At 73.2% G+C, this 15,204-nt stretch carries 17 protein-coding genes; 9 read left to right on the top strand and 8 right to left on the bottom strand.

Features of this window, described 5'->3' with window-relative positions:
- The first annotated feature begins 26 nt into the window (after nucleotides 1-26).
- The 3 genes from FYC51_RS04165 (at nucleotide 27) to FYC51_RS04155 (ending at nucleotide 2,025) form a co-directional block, all read left to right on the top strand.
- The gene (locus FYC51_RS04165) at nucleotides 27-422 is read left to right on the top strand and encodes a nitroreductase family deazaflavin-dependent oxidoreductase (RefSeq protein WP_148732397.1); all 396 of its coding nucleotides are present in this window, start codon (nucleotides 27-29) and stop codon (nucleotides 420-422) included.
- Between the two features lie 134 nt (nucleotides 423-556).
- Nucleotides 557-1,153 carry a carboxymuconolactone decarboxylase family protein gene (locus FYC51_RS04160; protein WP_148732396.1) on the top strand — a complete coding sequence of 199 codons (597 nt, stop codon included), beginning with the start codon at nucleotides 557-559 and terminating at the stop codon, nucleotides 1,151-1,153.
- Nucleotides 1,150-2,025 (top strand): RNA polymerase sigma-70 factor, encoded by an 876-nt coding sequence (locus FYC51_RS04155; protein WP_148732395.1) that lies wholly within the window; start codon nucleotides 1,150-1,152, stop codon nucleotides 2,023-2,025. The genes FYC51_RS04160 and FYC51_RS04155 overlap by 4 nt, the downstream gene beginning before the upstream one ends.
- Before the next feature lie 35 nt (nucleotides 2,026-2,060).
- Here FYC51_RS04155 and FYC51_RS04150 read toward each other — a convergent pair whose 3' ends face one another.
- From FYC51_RS04150 to FYC51_RS04140, 3 genes are all read right to left on the bottom strand, one after another.
- The gene (locus FYC51_RS04150; protein ID WP_148732394.1) at nucleotides 2,061-2,432 is read right to left on the bottom strand and encodes a hypothetical protein; all 372 of its coding nucleotides are present in this window, start codon (nucleotides 2,430-2,432) and stop codon (nucleotides 2,061-2,063) included.
- On the bottom strand, nucleotides 2,422-3,300 hold the full coding sequence (locus tag FYC51_RS04145) for an RNA polymerase sigma-70 factor (RefSeq protein ID WP_148732393.1): 879 nt from the start codon (nucleotides 3,298-3,300) through the stop codon (nucleotides 2,422-2,424). Before FYC51_RS04145 ends, FYC51_RS04150 begins: the two co-directional genes overlap by 11 nt.
- A 126-nt stretch (nucleotides 3,301-3,426) precedes the next feature.
- A complete protein-coding gene (locus tag FYC51_RS04140) occupies nucleotides 3,427-4,788 on the bottom strand; it encodes an FAD-binding oxidoreductase (RefSeq protein ID WP_187432485.1) in 1,362 nt (453 codons plus the stop codon).
- Nucleotides 4,789-4,901: 113 nt separating this feature from the next.
- Between FYC51_RS04140 and FYC51_RS04135 the strand changes: the two genes are divergently transcribed.
- The gene (locus tag FYC51_RS04135) at nucleotides 4,902-5,516 is read left to right on the top strand and encodes a sigma-70 family RNA polymerase sigma factor (protein ID WP_238476203.1); all 615 of its coding nucleotides are present in this window, start codon (nucleotides 4,902-4,904) and stop codon (nucleotides 5,514-5,516) included.
- Between the two features lie 42 nt (nucleotides 5,517-5,558).
- Here FYC51_RS04135 and ectB read toward each other — a convergent pair whose 3' ends face one another.
- Nucleotides 5,559-6,833, bottom strand: coding sequence for a diaminobutyrate--2-oxoglutarate transaminase (ectB, locus tag FYC51_RS04130; RefSeq protein WP_148732390.1), 1,275 nt, complete (start codon nucleotides 6,831-6,833; stop codon nucleotides 5,559-5,561).
- Between the two features lie 131 nt (nucleotides 6,834-6,964).
- Here ectB and FYC51_RS04125 point away from each other — a divergent pair, with 131 nt between their 5' ends.
- Nucleotides 6,965-7,426, top strand: a complete 462-nt coding sequence (locus tag FYC51_RS04125; protein ID WP_148732389.1) for a nitroreductase/quinone reductase family protein — start codon at nucleotides 6,965-6,967, stop codon at nucleotides 7,424-7,426.
- Between the two features lie 24 nt (nucleotides 7,427-7,450).
- Here the strand turns inward: FYC51_RS04125 and FYC51_RS04120 are convergent, their stop codons facing one another.
- The gene (locus tag FYC51_RS04120; RefSeq protein ID WP_238476202.1) at nucleotides 7,451-7,948 is read right to left on the bottom strand and encodes a MarR family winged helix-turn-helix transcriptional regulator; all 498 of its coding nucleotides are present in this window, start codon (nucleotides 7,946-7,948) and stop codon (nucleotides 7,451-7,453) included.
- An 80-nt stretch (nucleotides 7,949-8,028) separates the two neighbouring features.
- Here FYC51_RS04120 and FYC51_RS04115 point away from each other — a divergent pair, with 80 nt between their 5' ends.
- Nucleotides 8,029-9,993, top strand: a complete 1,965-nt coding sequence (locus tag FYC51_RS04115) for an FAD-binding oxidoreductase (protein ID WP_148732388.1) — start codon at nucleotides 8,029-8,031, stop codon at nucleotides 9,991-9,993.
- Nucleotides 9,990-10,937 (top strand): LLM class flavin-dependent oxidoreductase, encoded by a 948-nt coding sequence (locus FYC51_RS04110; RefSeq protein ID WP_148732387.1) that lies wholly within the window; start codon nucleotides 9,990-9,992, stop codon nucleotides 10,935-10,937. Before FYC51_RS04115 ends, FYC51_RS04110 begins: the two co-directional genes overlap by 4 nt.
- Nucleotides 10,938-10,967: 30 nt before the next feature.
- On the opposite strand, the gene FYC51_RS04105 is transcribed toward FYC51_RS04110, so the two are convergent.
- A complete protein-coding gene (locus FYC51_RS04105; RefSeq protein WP_187432484.1) occupies nucleotides 10,968-11,630 on the bottom strand; it encodes a TetR/AcrR family transcriptional regulator in 663 nt (220 codons plus the stop codon).
- Between the two features lie 80 nt (nucleotides 11,631-11,710).
- Between FYC51_RS04105 and FYC51_RS04100 the strand changes: the two genes are divergently transcribed.
- Nucleotides 11,711-12,178 carry an SRPBCC family protein gene (locus tag FYC51_RS04100; RefSeq protein ID WP_148732385.1) on the top strand — a complete coding sequence of 156 codons (468 nt, stop codon included), beginning with the start codon at nucleotides 11,711-11,713 and terminating at the stop codon, nucleotides 12,176-12,178.
- Between the two features lie 25 nt (nucleotides 12,179-12,203).
- Nucleotides 12,204-12,854 (top strand): GyrI-like domain-containing protein, encoded by a 651-nt coding sequence (locus FYC51_RS04095; RefSeq protein ID WP_148732384.1) that lies wholly within the window; start codon nucleotides 12,204-12,206, stop codon nucleotides 12,852-12,854.
- Between the two features lie 212 nt (nucleotides 12,855-13,066).
- Here the strand turns inward: FYC51_RS04095 and FYC51_RS04090 are convergent, their stop codons facing one another.
- Both FYC51_RS04090 and FYC51_RS04085 read right to left on the bottom strand, forming a co-directional pair.
- Nucleotides 13,067-14,623 (bottom strand): multicopper oxidase family protein, encoded by a 1,557-nt coding sequence (locus FYC51_RS04090; RefSeq protein WP_148732383.1) that lies wholly within the window; start codon nucleotides 14,621-14,623, stop codon nucleotides 13,067-13,069.
- Complete coding sequence (locus FYC51_RS04085) at nucleotides 14,607-15,092, bottom strand: hypothetical protein (protein ID WP_148732382.1); 486 nt, start codon at nucleotides 15,090-15,092, stop codon at nucleotides 14,607-14,609. The genes FYC51_RS04090 and FYC51_RS04085 overlap by 17 nt, the downstream gene beginning before the upstream one ends.
- Between the last annotated feature and the right edge of the window lie 112 nt (nucleotides 15,093-15,204).

Below are 15,204 nucleotides of genomic sequence, written 5' to 3'. Positions count from 1 at the left end.
CGCGCGGCCAGGCGCATGCTGGAGGCATGGCCGCACCTCGTCGACCACGGAAGCCGCCCCGCTGGCTCCTGCGGGCGAGCGACCCGATCGCGCTCGCGCTCGCCGGGCGCCGCTGGTTTCCGCTCTGGGCCGTCGTGCACCATCGAGGGCGGCGCAGCGGCACGGAGTACGACACGCCCATCGCGATCGTGCCCACCGTGGCATCCGAGGTCGTGCTCATCGGCCTGCCCTGGGGCGCGACGACCGAATGGGCCCGGAACGTGCAGGCCGCGGGCCGTGCGGTGCTCTCATGGCATGGCCGGATCGAGGTGGTCGACGAGCCGCGCATCGTGGGGCCGGAGGTCGCTTCCGCGATGTCGAAGCCGCCCTTCCGCCCGATGGTGCGGCGGTTCCCGGCCGCCCTCGTGCTCACGCGACGCTGAGGCATCCGAGGCATCCGAGGCATCCGAGGCATCCGAGGCATCCGCCGCACCTCGCGCCCGGCACGTGTCACACGCCGCTCGCGAGCGGTGTCTCCATGACGAAGGCACACGACGCACGAGTCACTGGAGGAGACATGACCACCGGAACGAGGGTTCCCGCGACCGAGCTCACCGGCCTGTACGGCATGGCGATCAAGGTGTTCGCCAAGCGGATGCTGGGCGAGGTCCCCGACTCCATCGGCGTGCTGTGGCACCAGCCCGCCGTGCTCAAGGACCTGACATCGCTCGGACGCAAGGCCGAGAAGTGGAACGCGCTCGACCCGAACCTCGCCACCTACGCGACCATGGCGTCGGCGGCCTACGTCGGCTGCAGCTTCTGCCTCGACCTGCACTACTTCCTGGCGCACGACCACGGCCTCGACGAGGCGAAGGCCCGCGAGGTGCCGCGGTGGCGCGAGTCCACGGTGTTCACGCCCCTCGAGCGCCGGGTCATGGAGTACGCCGAGGCGATGAGCACGACCCCGGTCACGGTGACCGACGAGCTGTCGGCCGAGCTGCTCGAGGCGCTCGGGCCGGGCGCGATCGTCGAGCTCGCGGCGCGCGTGGGGCTGATGAACGCGACCGCGCGCAGCAACATCGCCCTCGGCATCCGCTCGGCCGAGTTCTCGGCCAGCTGCGGGCTTCCGCCGCTCGCGGAGCGCTCGCCGGCCGACATAGGCTCGCACGCATGAGCACCGACCCGTTCGTCGTCCACCGCGGCCTGCTCTTCACGGTCGCATACGAGCTGCTCGGCTCGGCCGCCGACGCCGAGGACGTGCTGCAGGAGTCGTGGCTGCGCTGGTCGCAGGTCGACCAGTCGCAGGTGCGGGAGCCGCGTGCCTACCTCGTGCGCATCGTCACGCGGCAGGCGCTGAACCAGCTGCGCACGGCGTCGCGTCGGCGAGAGGAGTACGTGGGGGAGTGGCTGCCCGAGCCGCTCATCACGAGCCCCGATGTCGCCGAGGACGTCGAGCTCGCCGAGAGCCTCTCGATGGCCATGCTCACGGTGCTCGAGACGCTCGGACCCACCGAGCGGGCGGTGTTCGTGCTGCGCGAGGTGTTCGACGTGCCCTACGACGAGATCGCGGAGGCCGTCGGCAAGACGCCCGCCGCGGTGCGGCAGATCGCGCACCGCGCGAAGGAGCACGTCGCGGCGCGCCGGCCGCGGGTCGAGGTCGACCCGGCCGAGCAGGAGCAGGTGGTCGAGCGGTTCCTCGCCGCGTTCAACACCGGCGACCTGCAGGGCCTCATGGACGCGCTCGCACCCGACGTGGTCGCGGTCGCCGACGGTGGTGGGAAGGTGCGCGGTGCGGCCCGGCGGCCCATCGTGGGCGCCGCGAAGCTCGTGGCCTACGTGCGCGGCGGGCTCGCGAAGTTCGGCGTCACGCCGGTGGCGACGCCGGCGTGGGTCAACGGCGGACCGGGTGCGCGGGTCGAGGTCGACGGCACGCTCGTCGCCGCGCTGAGCTTCACGATCGAGCACGGCCGCATCACGCAGATCTTCTCGGTCGCGAACCCCGAGAAGCTCGAGCGGCTCGACGCGGAGTCGGCCATCACGCGGTGAGCGAGGCGGATGCCGCGCCGCCCGGTTGCGGGGGTTCAGCCCTCGGCCGGGCGGCGCGCGTTCCAGTGCACGAGCTTGCCCGGCGCCGCCGAGAGCCAGAGCTCGCGGATCGTCCCGTCCCGTCCGAGGTCGACGACGAGGACGCCGACGACCGTGCCGTCGTGCGAGCGCAACGCGAGCCCGGGCGCGCCGTTGACGTGCACGGTCGCGAACGCGGCATCCGGATGCCGCACCCGCAGGTCGTCGAGCGCGCTCGCCACGTGCACCCGGCCGCGCAGTTCGGCGCCGCTCGGGTCGCCCGTGTCGACCACGATGCGGCAGTCGGGGTCGAGCAGGCCCGCCTCGGCGAGGTCGTCGCGTCGTTCGAGCGCGGCGAGGAGGCCGGCGACGAGGGCATCAGGCTGCACGGGACGTCACGCCACTGAGCTTGTCGGGGTTCATCATCCAGAGCACCTGGTCGATGCCCTGATCGGATGCGACGACGGCGAGCACGGCGAACGTCGTCCCGTCCTTGGCGAGCAGCACCGAGGGCTGCCCGTTCGTCTCGGTCTCGGTCACCGTCACGCCCGCCCAGAAGTGCGTATGGAACGCCCGGACGAACTTCGCGACGGTGACCCGTCCGCGCACCGGGAACTTCGAGGCCCGCACCACGCCGCCGCCGTCGGAGTACGACACGACGTCCTCGGCGAAGAGGCGCTCGAGCTGCTCGAGGTCGCCGGTCTGCGCGGCGCTCACGAACGCGGTGAGCAGGCGTCGCTGCTCGGATTCCGAGACGTCGCGTCGGCGCTCCCCGGCGAGGTGCTTGCGCGCACGGCTCACGAGCTGGCGTGCGGCGGTCTCGGAGACCCCGATGATCTCGTGGAGCTGCGCGTACGAGTAGCCGAACGCCTCGCGCAGCACGTAGGCGGCGCGCTCGGTCGGTGTCAATCGCTCGAGCATGACCAGCACCGCGTAGCCCAGGGCCTCGGTGCGCTCGGCGCCGAGCGTCGGGTCCTGGCTCGTGTCGACGGGCTCGGGAAGCCACGGACCGATGTAGGTCTCGCGACGCGCACGCGCGGACTGCAGGGCGTTGATGGCGAGGCGGGTGGTGGTCGTGGCGAGGAACGCCGGCGGATCCTGCACGACCGAGCGGTCGGTGCCCTGCCAGCGCAGCCACGCCTCCTGCACGATGTCCTCCGCCTCCGAGGCGCTGCCGAGCATCCGGTACGCGATGCCGAAGAGCCGTCGGCGCACCGATTGGAAGACGGCGAGCGCGTCGTCGAGGTTCTCGTCCATCTGCCCATCCTGTCGGTCGGCCGGCGGCGGCGCATTCGCCTCCACGTGCTGAGACCGGATGGGACGCCGAACTGTGACGGGCTCGATCGAGGTGCGTGTCGGTGATCGCCGTCGAGCGCGCGGCGCCTACGCGAGCGGGCGGTTGCTGCGGATGATCCCGTCGGGGTCGACGCGGCGCTTCACGGCCGCCAGCCGATCGACCACCTCGGCGGAGTAGGCGTCGGCGAGCGTCGTGCCGAGTCCGAGGAAGGTGGGCACGGTGGTGTCGCCCCGATGCCGTGCGACGAGGTCGCGCATCGGCTGCAGCGCGGCGACCGGGTCGAGCGACGGGTCCATGAGCAGCACGCCCGCGTTGAGGAAACCGCCCGCGTGCACCGCGCCCACGACCGAGGACTCGGCGCCCAGGTCGTCGGCGATCGCGCCGCCGAGGGTGCGCACGCTGCAGCGCATGAGGCCGTGCCCGGCGCCCGCCAGGAACGCGTCCACGAACTCCCGGGCGAACGCGGCATCGAGTGTGTCGACCGCGCCGCCGAAGTCGGCGTTCGGCATCGGGTCGACCGGCTCGGCGGCGACGGCCGCGAGCGACCCGATCGTGAACACCGTGAGCGTGTCGGCGATCGGCTCGGCCACCGAGATGAGTCGGTCGGCGTAGGAGCGCCCGGTCGCCTCGTCGCCGACGTGCACGAGCGCGACGGTCGCGACGGTCTGGCCGCGCAGCGGAGGCGGCACGAGCGGCATGTCGGGGAACTGCATCATGCCGACGTCGAGCCCGAGCTCGGGGACGTCGCGCCCGAGCTCGAAGGCGGCCGAGATGACGTCGACCGCGTTCCGCGCCGGGAAGGCGAGGCTGCCGCCGAGGAGCGCGTCGCCCGGATACAGCGCGAGCTCGATGGCCGTGATCACGCCGAACAACCCGCCGCCGCCGCGGAGCGCCCAGGCGAGTTCGGCGTCGTCGGAGTCGGTGACCCGGCGCACGTCGCCCGCGGCGTCGACGAGTTCGACCGCGACGATCGAGCGCGCGGGGATGCCGTAGCGACGGCTGAACATCGACTGCCCGCCGTTGATCGTGAGCCCGACGACGTTCACCTCGGGGTTGGAGCCGGCCAGCCCGATGAGGCCCGTGCCGTCGAGGCGCTCGAGCGCGCGCCCCCAGTTCACGCCTGCGCCGACGCGGAGCAGGCGCGCCTCGGTGTCGACGACGATCTCGTCGAACCGCGACGGTCGGATCAGGATGACGCCGGCGAGGTCGCCGCCGGCGCCGTGGCCGTTGGGCTGCGTCGTCACGCCGTAGCCGCCCTCGCGGGCGGCGGCGATGATCGCCTGCACGTCCGCGACATCCGCCGGCGTGGCGACGGCCGCGGGCCGCTGGTCGACGGCGAGGTTCCACGGCTGGCGTGCCGTGTCGTAGTCGGGATCGCCCTCGAGCACGATCGTGCCGTGCAGGTCGGAGCGCAGTCGTTCGAGTGCAGCGCGGTCGGAAACGGACATCGTCATCCCCCATTCGGTCCGGGGCCCACCGTATCGTCCGCCGCCGACGGTGGGGAAGGGATGCGCCGTCCCACCCTGTCGGTCGGCGGCTGGGCGAGCGTATGGTGAGGGGCGTGCCATCCGCATCAGACCTGGATGAGGCGGCCGCCACGTTCTCGGAGCTCCGCCCGCGCCTGTTCGGCATCGCCTACCGCATGCTCGGAAGCGTCGCCGACGCGGACGACGTCGTGCAGGACGCGTGGATCCGGTGGCAGGAGTACGACCGATCGGCCGTGCGCGAGCCGGCCGCGTTCCTGGCCACGACGACCGCCCGGCTCGCCATCAACGAGCTGCAGTCCGCCCGAGTGCGCCGCGAGGCGTACGTCGGCCCGTGGCTGCCGGAGCCGATCGACACGGGCGCCGACCCCGAGCTCGCGGCGGAGCGCGACGAGGCGGTCGAGTACGCCGTGCTGCTGCTGCTCGAGCGGCTGTCGCCGACCGAGCGCGCGGCGTACGTGCTGCGCGAGGCGTTCGCGTACCCCTACGAGCGCATCGCCGAGGTCGTGCAGACGACCGACGCGAACGCGCGGCAACTCGTCAGCCGGGCCCGCCGGCACATCGCCCGCCGACGCCACGCGTCGGTGCCGTCGGCCGACCGGCACCGGCTGCACGACGCGTTCCTCGCCGCACAGGACGGCGACCTCGATGCGCTCGAGTCGGCCGTCAGGCCGCCACGACCGTCGAGCTGAGCGAGCGTCGTCCTCCCGCTGTGCGCTCCTGACCTGGCCGGATCAGCCGGCGAGCACGGCGTCGAGGCTCTCCCGCACGATCGCAAGGCCGCGGCGGAGCTCGTCCTCCTCGATCGTCAGCGCGGGCAGGAACTTCAGCACCTCGTCGAATGCGCCCGACGTCTCGATCACGAGCCCGCGTCCGAACGCCGCCTTCGAGATGCGACCGGCGAGCGTGCGGTCGCCATCGCAGGCGAGTCCGTACATGAGGCCGCGGCCGCGCACGACGAAGCCCTGCTCGGGGTGGTCGGCGGCGATGCGCTCGAGCTCCTCGCGCAGGAGCGCCGACTTCGCGGCGATCGCGTCGGTGAACGCCGAGTCCGCCCAGTAGGTCTCGAGCGCGACCCGGGCCGACACGAACGCGAGGTTGTTGCCGCGGAAGGTGCCGGTGTGGGCGCCCGGCTTCCACACGTCCACCTCGGGCCGCAGCAGCACGAGCGACATCGGCAGGCCCGAGCCCGAGATCGACTTCGAGACCGTCACGATGTCGGGGACGATGCCCGACTCCTCGAACGCGAAGAACGCCCCCGTGCGGCCGACGCCGGCCTGGATCTCGTCGAGGATCAGCAGGATGCCGCGCGCCGCCGTCAGCTCGCGCAGGCGCTGCAGCCAGGAGGCGCGCGCGACGTTGATGCCGCCCTCGCCCTGTACCGCCTCGACGATCACGGCCGCGGGGAGGTCGAGCCCCGAGCCCGGGTCGTCGAGCATCTTCTCGAGCAGGTCGAGCGTGTCGACGTCGGCGCCGAGGTAGCCGTCGTAGGGGAGGCGCGCGACGTCGTCGAGGCCGACCCCGGCGGCCGTGCGGTAGTGGCTGTTGCCCGTCGCGGCGAGGGAGCCGAGGCTCAGTCCGTGGAAGGCGTTCGTGAACGCCACGACCGTCGAGCGGCCGGTCGCCTGGCGCGCCACCTTGAGCGCGGCCTCGACCGCGTTCGCGCCCGTCGGACCGGTGAACTGCAGCTTGTGGTCGAGGCCGCGCGGCTGCAGCACGATGCGCTCGAACGCCTCGATGAACGCCTGCTTCGCGGAGGTGGCCATGTCGAGGCCGTGGATGATGCCGTCGCGCTCGAGATACGCGATGAGCGCCCGCGTGAACGCGGGGTTGTTGTGCCCGTAGTTGAGCACGCCCGCGCCGGCGAAGAAGTCCAGGTATTCGCGGCCCTCCGCGTCGACGAGGGTCGAGCCGGTGGCCCGGTCGAACACGGTCGGGAACGCGCGGATGTACCCGCGCACCTCGGACTCTCGGCGGTCGAAGACTTCCAGGGCTGCGACGCTGCTCATGGCAGGCGGACTCCTCTCGAGGCGGGGGACGGTGAATCGACCCTACGTCCTCAAGCCGGGCGTTCCGTGCACGGGGCGGGCGAACGGCGGGATGATGGAGGCAGAGATCGCCACCCCGAGGAGGCGACGCCATGGCATTCGACACACCGAACGGCACCCGAGGCGCGCGGCAGCCCGGCCGCAGCCGCATCGAGCAGCGGGGCAACCGCTGGATGGTCGAGCGCATCCGTCGCAAGGGCGCGAAGGACGACCGCCAGGTGGTGCTCGTGACGATGGGCAAGCGCACCGGCCGGGAGCGGATGAACCCGGTGCGGTCCTTCCCCGAACCCGACGGCTCGCGGCTCATCGTGGCGTCGGCGAACGGCGCCCCCCGCAACCCGTCGTGGTACTACAACATCGCGGCGAACCCCGAGCGGGTGCGGATCGAGTACGCCGGGCAGCGCATCGACGTGACCGCGTCGCAGCTGCACGGCGACGAGCGCGCCGCGGCGTGGCGGCGCATCACGACCGAGGCGCGGGGCTTCGCCCGCTACGAGCGCATCACCGATCGGGAGATCCCCGTCATCCGGCTCACGCCGCGCGGCGACGCCTGAGCGACGGGCACGAGCCGACCTGCCTCAGGCCTCGTCGGCGACCTCGCACGGGTCGTCGACGTCGTCTCCGGTGCCGGCGGCCGCCTTGTTCAGCAGCTGCCGCAGGGCGGAGCGCTCGGAGCCGTCGAGGGTGCCGAGCAGCTCGTCCTGCGCCTCGACCACGCGACGGCACGCGGTCTCGACGAGCTCGCGCCCCTTGTCGGTCGCGACGACCATGCGCTGGCGCCGATCCGTGGGGTTCGCCCGGCGCTCGACGAGCCCCTCCTGCTCGAGGTCGTCGACGAGGTAGGTCATGACCGTGCGATCGATGCCGAGGTGGTTCGCGAGCGCCAGTTGGCTGGGCTGCGTGCCGCGCAGCACCTCGGCCATGGTCTCGTAGCCGCGGGTGCCGTGCGGGAATTCGCCGAGGGCATGCTTCACCCGATCCCGATAGCCGCGCAGCAGCACGCCGAGGGCCCAGCCGAAGTCGTCGCCGAGGTCGAACGCGGGTGCCGGGGCATCCGTTCGCATCGCATCGCTCATGCCGTCGATTCTACCGCTCCTTCTGTGGAATAAATCATCTGCAGTACCGATTATCATCGATGCAGCACGTTTGGAGGAACATGACCATCGAGATCGGAATCCGGATCGAGCCGGCCGCCGACGCGGCCGACCTGGCCGCCGTCGCCGAGGCGAGAGGGCTCGACCTCGTCGTCGTCGGCGCGCGACGCGACGTCGACCATGCGCCGCTCGACCCATGGACGACCGCCGCCTGGCTGGCCGGCCGCACGGCGCGCATCGCGGTCGGCGTCGACGAGCCCGCGCGGGCTCCGCGCGGCGCGGCGTTCGGCCTGCGCGACGAGGCGCCCGACCCGCGCGACGCCGAACGCCCGATCGCGAGCGTCATCGGCCGCGCCCACGACAGCCTCGACGTCCTCGCACCCTCGCGGCTCCTCGGGGCCGGGGCGCCCAGCACGGCGGGCGCCGGCGGCGGTGGTCGTGCGGATGCCGCGAGCCCACCGCCGTGGCGCACCGCACCGGCCGGCGCGACCCTCGACGACCTGACCGCGCTCGCCGCCGACGGCGTCCCCGTCGTCGTGCCGGCGGACACGCCCGCCGACGTGGAGCGCATCGCCGCGCTCGCCGAGGAGCTCCGCGGGCTCGCGCCGTCCCGGCCCAGTCGCTCGGCGGCGGCACGCGCCCGCCGCGCGGCCGGCATCGACTACGACGGCGTCCCCGAATCGCTCATGGACGCCGCGGTGGAGCCGGGCGATGCGGCGTACCGCAGCGTCTCATCGACCTACCTGCGGGGCGGCGCGCCCGGCCTGGTGCTCCGCCCGCGCACGGTCGACGAGGTGGCCGACGCGCTCGCGTTCGCGCGTCGTCACCCCGACCTGGCGCTCGGCATCCGCAGCGGCGGCCACGGCATCAGCGGCCGTTCGACGAGCCGCGGCGGCCTCGTCATCGACGTCGGTCGTATGAATACGATCGAGGTGCTGGACCGCGAACGGCGGCTCGTGCGCATCGGACCGGGCGCGACGTGGAAGCAGGTGGCCGCGGCGCTGCATCCGTTCGGCTGGGCGCTCGGGTCGGGCGACTACGGCGGCGTGGGCGTCGGCGGGCTCGCGACGGCGGGCGGCATCGGCCTGCTCTCGCGGCAGCACGGGCTCACGATCGACCACCTGCGCGCGGTCGAGCTCGTGCTCGCCGACGGGAGGAGCGTGCGGGCCTCCGCCGACGAGCACCCCGATCTGTTCTGGGCCGTGCGGGGCGCCGGTGCGAACTTCGGCATCGCGACGGCCTTCGAGTTCGAGGTCGACGAGGTCGACGACGTCGGCTGGGCGAAGCTCGCGCTCGTCACGCCCGACCTCGAGGGCAGCCTGCTCGACTTCGGACGCATCGCGAGCACGGCGGCTCGCGACACCACGGCGTTCCTCGTGACCGGGCGCCCGCAGGAGGGGCAGTCGGTGATCCAGCTCTTCGCGATCGTCGACGACGCCGATCCCGAGGTCGTCGTCGAGCGGCTCACGCCGTTCACGGGCGTCGGCGTGCTGGCCCAGCAGGAGGCCGCCGTCGTGCCGTACCGCGACGTGATGGCGCAGGCCGCCGACGTCGGACCCGACGGGCACCGCGGCTTCGGCGAGCCGGTGTCGCGCTCGGCGTTCCTCCCGGTGCTCACGCCCGAGTTCGCAGCGGATGCCGCGGCGCTCCTCGAGACCGGCCTCGTGCACTTCTTCGAGCTCCGCACGATGGGCGGGGCGATCGCCGACGTCGCGTCCGACGCCATGGCGTTCCCGCACCGGTCGCCCGCCTTCCAGGTGACCGCGATGGGGGCCGACGCCGCCGCGCTCACCGCCGGGTGGGACGGCCTGCGGCACCACTTCGACGGGCTCTACCTGAGCTTCGAGACCGACCGCAGCCCCGAGCGGCTGCTCGACGCGTTCCCCGAGCCCGTGCTCGGCCGGCTGCGTGCCCTGAAGCGCCGGTACGACCCGGAGAACCGCTTCCGCGACAACTTCAACATCGACCCGACGGTCGCCGCGGCATCCGTCGGATCTCACGAGACCCGCTGGGAGGCGGCATCATGACCGACTACGGACACGACCTGCGGTTCGGCACCTTCATCACCCCCTCGGCGCAGGGCGCCCGGCGCGCCGTGGAGCTCGCCGAGGCATCCGATCGCGCCGGGCTCGACCTCGTGACGTTCCAGGACCACCCGTACCAGGCGTCGTTCCTCGACACGTCGACGCTGCTCGCGTACGTGGCGGCGCGCACCGAGCGGGTGCACCTGAGCGCGAACGTCGCGAGCCTGCCGCTGCGGCCGCCGGCGGTGCTCGCCCGCGCCGCGGCATCCCTCGACGTGCTGAGCGGCGGCCGGTTCGAGCTCGGCATCGGCGCCGGCGCGTTCTGGGACGGCATCGCCGCGATGGGCGGCCGTCGGCTCACGCCGGGCCAGGGCGTCGACGCGCTGCGCGAGGGCATCGCGATCATCCGCGACCTGTGGGACGTGGATGCCCCGGGCCGGGTGTCGCACCACGGGCGGTACTACGACGTGGCCGGGGCGAAGCGCGGGCCGCGACCCGCGCACGACATCGGGGTCAGGGTCGGCGCGTACAAGCCGCGGATGCTCGCGCTCACCGGCGAGGTCGGCGACGGCTGGCTGCCGTCGCTCGAGTACCTCGACCGCGGCGTGGCGTCGCTCGACCCGTCGAACACGCGCATCGACGACGCCGCGCTCGCCGCCGGCCGCTCGCCGCGCGACGTGCGTCGACTGCTCAACTTCATGCGCGTCGAGCTCTCGCCGGTGTCGCGCGGGCTCCTCTCGGGGCCGCCCGAGCAGTGGGTCGACGACCTCGCCGCGCTGGCGCTCGACCACGGCATGAGCGCGTTCCTCGTCGCGGGCGACGATCCCGTGGTGGCGGAGCGGCTCGGCGCCGAGATCGCGCCCGCGGTCCGCGAGCTCGTGGCGCGCGAGCGCGGGGCGCGCGAGTCGGGCGCGGGCGAGTCGGGCGCGAGCACGACGGCGGCCTGAGCGGTGGCCTGAGCGGTGGCCGATCGGCAGTCAGGTCGTGGGATGCATCGTCGGCGGGAGGAGCGCGGCGACGAGCGTCTCCGCGAGCCAGGCCTCGTACTCCGCTTCGCTCCAGCCGCAGTCGCCGACCAGTGCCTCGTAGTTGGCCCGACCGCACACCGCGTAGACGATATCGCCGGCGCGTTCGGCCGTCATGCCCTCGCGCAGCACGCCGCGCCCGGCGAGCATGCGCCCGAACCCGTCGCGCAGCCCGTGTCGCCGCTCCGCGGCGAGGCGATCGCGCAGGTCGACGAGCGAGGCGTCGCCGTTCGCCGCGGCGTCGAGGACGCGGAGGAGCGGGCCGACGCGGGACCAGATCCCGGGCTGCGTCGCCGCGTAGAGCTGCAACTGACGCGCCGGGTCGGGTTCCTCGTCGATCCGCCGGATCGCCGGTCGCTCGCGCACCGGAACCTCGGCGCGCTCGGTGCCGCCCGCGACGGCGGCATGCACCGCGTCGGCCAGCAGTCCGGCCTTGCCGCTCGCCGACCGGTAGACCGTCTCGACGGCCACGCCCGCCTCCGCGGCGATCGCGGGGATCGTGGTGCCCGCGTACCCGCGCTCCACGAACAGCCGCGCGGCGGCGTCGATGATCCGACGGCGCGTGCCGGCCGCCTGCTCGCGTCGACGCGTGGCGTCGTACTGGCGTCTTGACACCTCTGACATTAAAGAGAATGATACTGGCATGAATATGGGATCGGCGCATCGACGCGCCGGTCGATCGGGAGGTGGCCGCCATGAAGGTCATCGAGGCCAGCACGCAGATCGCACGCACGCCCCGTGAGGTCTTCGATTACGTCAGTGATGCCGCTCGGCTCCCCGAGTGGCAGCCGACGGTCGAGGAGGCGGGCGCCGAACCGCCCGGCATCCGGCAGGTCGGCATGATCGGCTACGAGGTCCGACGCGTGCCCGGCGGCCCGCGGCGCATCCGGTGGCGGGTCACGGAATGCGAACCCGGCGCGCGGTGGGCGGTCGAGGGCATCGACGGTCCGGTGCGCGCGCACGTGTCGATCTCGCTGGCCCCCAGCGGCGACGCCGCGACGCAGGTCGGCTACCGGATCCGGTTCGAGGGCCACGGCATCGGCCGGCTCATCCGGGTGATGGCCGCTCGGGGGGCCCGCACGGATGCCCCGGCGAGCCTCGAACGGCTCCGGCAGCGACTCGAGGGCGCAGCCGCGCCCGCGGGGCATCCGGCCGGGAACTGACCAAGGGTCGGCGTACGCTCGCGGCATGGCCGAGTCGACGACTGCGAAGTACGACGTCAAGCGCGAGCACCGCGACCTCTACGCGCCCTCGGCGAAGGACTTCGCGATCGTCGAGGTGCCGTCGATGCGGTACCTCGCCGTCGACGGGCACGGCGATCCGAACACCGCGCGGTCGTACCGGGAGGCGGTGCAGGCCCTCTACGGCGTGGCGTACACCGTGAAGTTCGCCAGCAAGCGGGCCCTCGGGCGCGACTTCGTCGTCGCCCCGCTCGAGGGACTCTGGTGGGCCGAGGACCCGCGCGCGTTCGCGGCACGCGACAAGGGCGCCTGGAGCTGGACGATGCTCATCGCCCAGCCCGACTGGATCGACGACGCCGCGGTCGCCGAGGCCGTGGCCGCGGTGCGCGCGAAGGCGGCGAAGGCCGGCGACCCGGCGAACCCGGCGCTCGACCTCGTGCGCCTCGCGCACCTGACCGAGGGCGCATCGGCGCAGATCCTGCACGTCGGCTCGTACGAGGACGAGTCGCCGACGCTCGCGCGGCTGCACGACGAGTGGATGCCGCAGCGCGGCCTCGCCTTCAACGGACCGCACCACGAGATCTACCTCAGCGACCCGGGTCGCACCGCGCCCGAGAAGTTGAAGACCGTGCTGCGCCAGCCGGTGCGGCCGGCCTGACGGGGGTTCGCCGCGCCCGATCGGGCCGTGGCGTCGCCGGCGCGGGGGAGAGTGACGATCCGGCGGCGGGTGGGACCAGCCGTGGTCTGCTTGGCGCAACCCCGTAGGGACAGGCCGCCTGAAACCCAGTGCTCCCGCTCTTACCTCACGACTCGACCGAATCTCTCTCACTATGTGGACCGACCAGCACGCTCATCTGTGACATCCCGACCTCACTCCGGCCGGTTCCCCGCGTCGCCGTTGATCGTGAACGGCGTCGTCACGCCCTCGTACATGACGTGCGCGACGAGCCCGTCGACCGCATGGGGGAGCGTGTGGCAGTGGTCGCTCCAGATGCCGGGGTTGTCGGCGACGAACGCGATGTCGTAGGACTCGCCCGGGTGCACGTCGAGCGAGTCGACGAGCCAGGGGCTGCCGGATGCCGCGACCCCGTCACGTGACAGCACCACAACGTGATGCCCGTGCAGGTGCATGGGGTGCACGTCGCCCGAGTCGTTGCGCAGGTGCATCACGACGACGTCGCCCTCGCGCACGTCGAACATCGGCACGTCGGGGAACATGCGCCCGTTGATCGTCCAGAAGTTGCCCGGGCGCCCGTCGATGATGCCGAAGCGCCGGGCGATGACGTAGTCGTACGAGCGGTCGGGCCGGGTCGGGTCGAAGTCGAGCGCCGCCCGTGCGCCGTAGGCGAGCAGGTCGAGCGTCGTCGAGGGCTGCGGCACGGGCGGGGCGGATGCCTCCGGCGCCCGCGGGTCCCCGATGAGCACGCTGCGCGCGCCGCCCGTGTGCAGTCGCACAAGCTCGCCGCGTGCCGGCGCCCGCACCGCGACATCCGCGCGGCCGCCCGCAGGGATGAGGACGCGCTGCCCCGCGACCTCGGCGGGCGCGTTCACGTCGTGCCCGTCGGTCGCGACGACGCGGAACGGGGCATCCGACCACACCGAGGCGGTGCCCTGGTCGGTGTTGATGACGCGGAGGCGCACGGTCGATCCGGGGGCGGCGTCGACGCGCTCGTCGCCGGCCGCGCCGTTGAGCGTGTGCTGCCCGCCGTAGACGTGCAGCAGGGCGGTGACGTCGGTCACGGCGACCGGCGCGTGCGCGGCATCCGTCGACGCGGTCGTCGAGGCGGGTGCGACGGCGGCCGGCTCGATCACGATCGCGCCGAGCAGCCCGCCGACGACCTGCTCGTGCGACACCTGGTGGGAGTGGTACCAGTACGTGCCGGCGTCCGTCGCCTCGAAGCGGTAGACGTAGCTGCCGCCGACGGGCACGGCGTCCTGCGTGATGCCGGCGACGCCGTCGGCCGAGTTGGGCACGTCGATGCCGTGCCAGTGCAGCGTCGCCCCGGCGTCGACCGACTCGTTCACGAACGTCACCTCGACGAGGTCGCCCTGGTGCGCGCGGAGCTCGGGCCCCGGCGAGGTGCCGTTCACGGTGTAGCCCTCGACCGGCCGGCCGCCGGGCACGTCGATGGTGCCCTGCCGGGCGGTGAGCTCGACGCGCACGTCGGGCGCGCGGTCGGGGTCGGCCGTGAGCGCCGTGACGTCGACGGCGCCGGTTCCGACGCCGGCGGATGCGGTGGACGCGCCCGATCCCGCCGGGCTGCCGTGCCCGTCGTGGCCGCCGTCGCTCCCGCCTCCAGCACCCATGTCCATGACCGAGTACTCGCCGAGCAGCGTGGAACTCCACGCGAGCGCGCCGGCGCCGAGCGCGGTCGTGACCGCGACGCCGACGACGGCGCACCGCAGGAGATCACGCCGAGACGGCATCGCTCGTCGCCTCCTTCGAGGACGCCTCGGTCGTGTCGGCGCTCGAGCGCGCCGCCCGTCCGCGGAACGCGGCGATCACGGCCGCGACGACGATCGCGAGCGCGTTGGCGCCGTGGATGAGGCCGAGGTAGGGGACGTCGGTGATCGAGAAGCCGAGTGTCACCTGCAGCACGATGAGCGCGAGCGTGATCGCCGCCCAGAGCTTCGCGCCGCGGGCGCGGACGAAGAACGACACGACGAGCAGGGCGACCGCGAGCAGCGGCAGCACGACGCCGCCGACGATCCCGTGGATCCAGAAGCCGAGCTCGCCCGAGCCGCCTGCGCCGCCGCTCTCGAGCAGCGCCTTGTCGACGACGTCGCCGTTCGACACCCGGTTGAGCACGCCGCCGAAGGCGAACGCGATGGCAGCGGCCTGCACGACCACACCGCCGGCGATGATCCAGGCCAGAGCCGTGTAGACCTTGCGCATGAGGTGACTCCCTGTTCGGTGCGGCGCGCCGTCGTGGCATCCGCTCGCCCTCGAGGCTCGCGCAGGCGCAGCGGCGCCGGAACCCAGCAGGCCCGGAACCTCTGTGGCGGTG

It is taken from the genome of Agromyces mariniharenae (assembly GCF_008122505.1).
GTDB classification, from domain to species: domain Bacteria; phylum Actinomycetota; class Actinomycetes; order Actinomycetales; family Microbacteriaceae; genus Agromyces; species Agromyces mariniharenae.
This window is presented reverse-complemented; position numbering and strand designations above follow the sequence as displayed.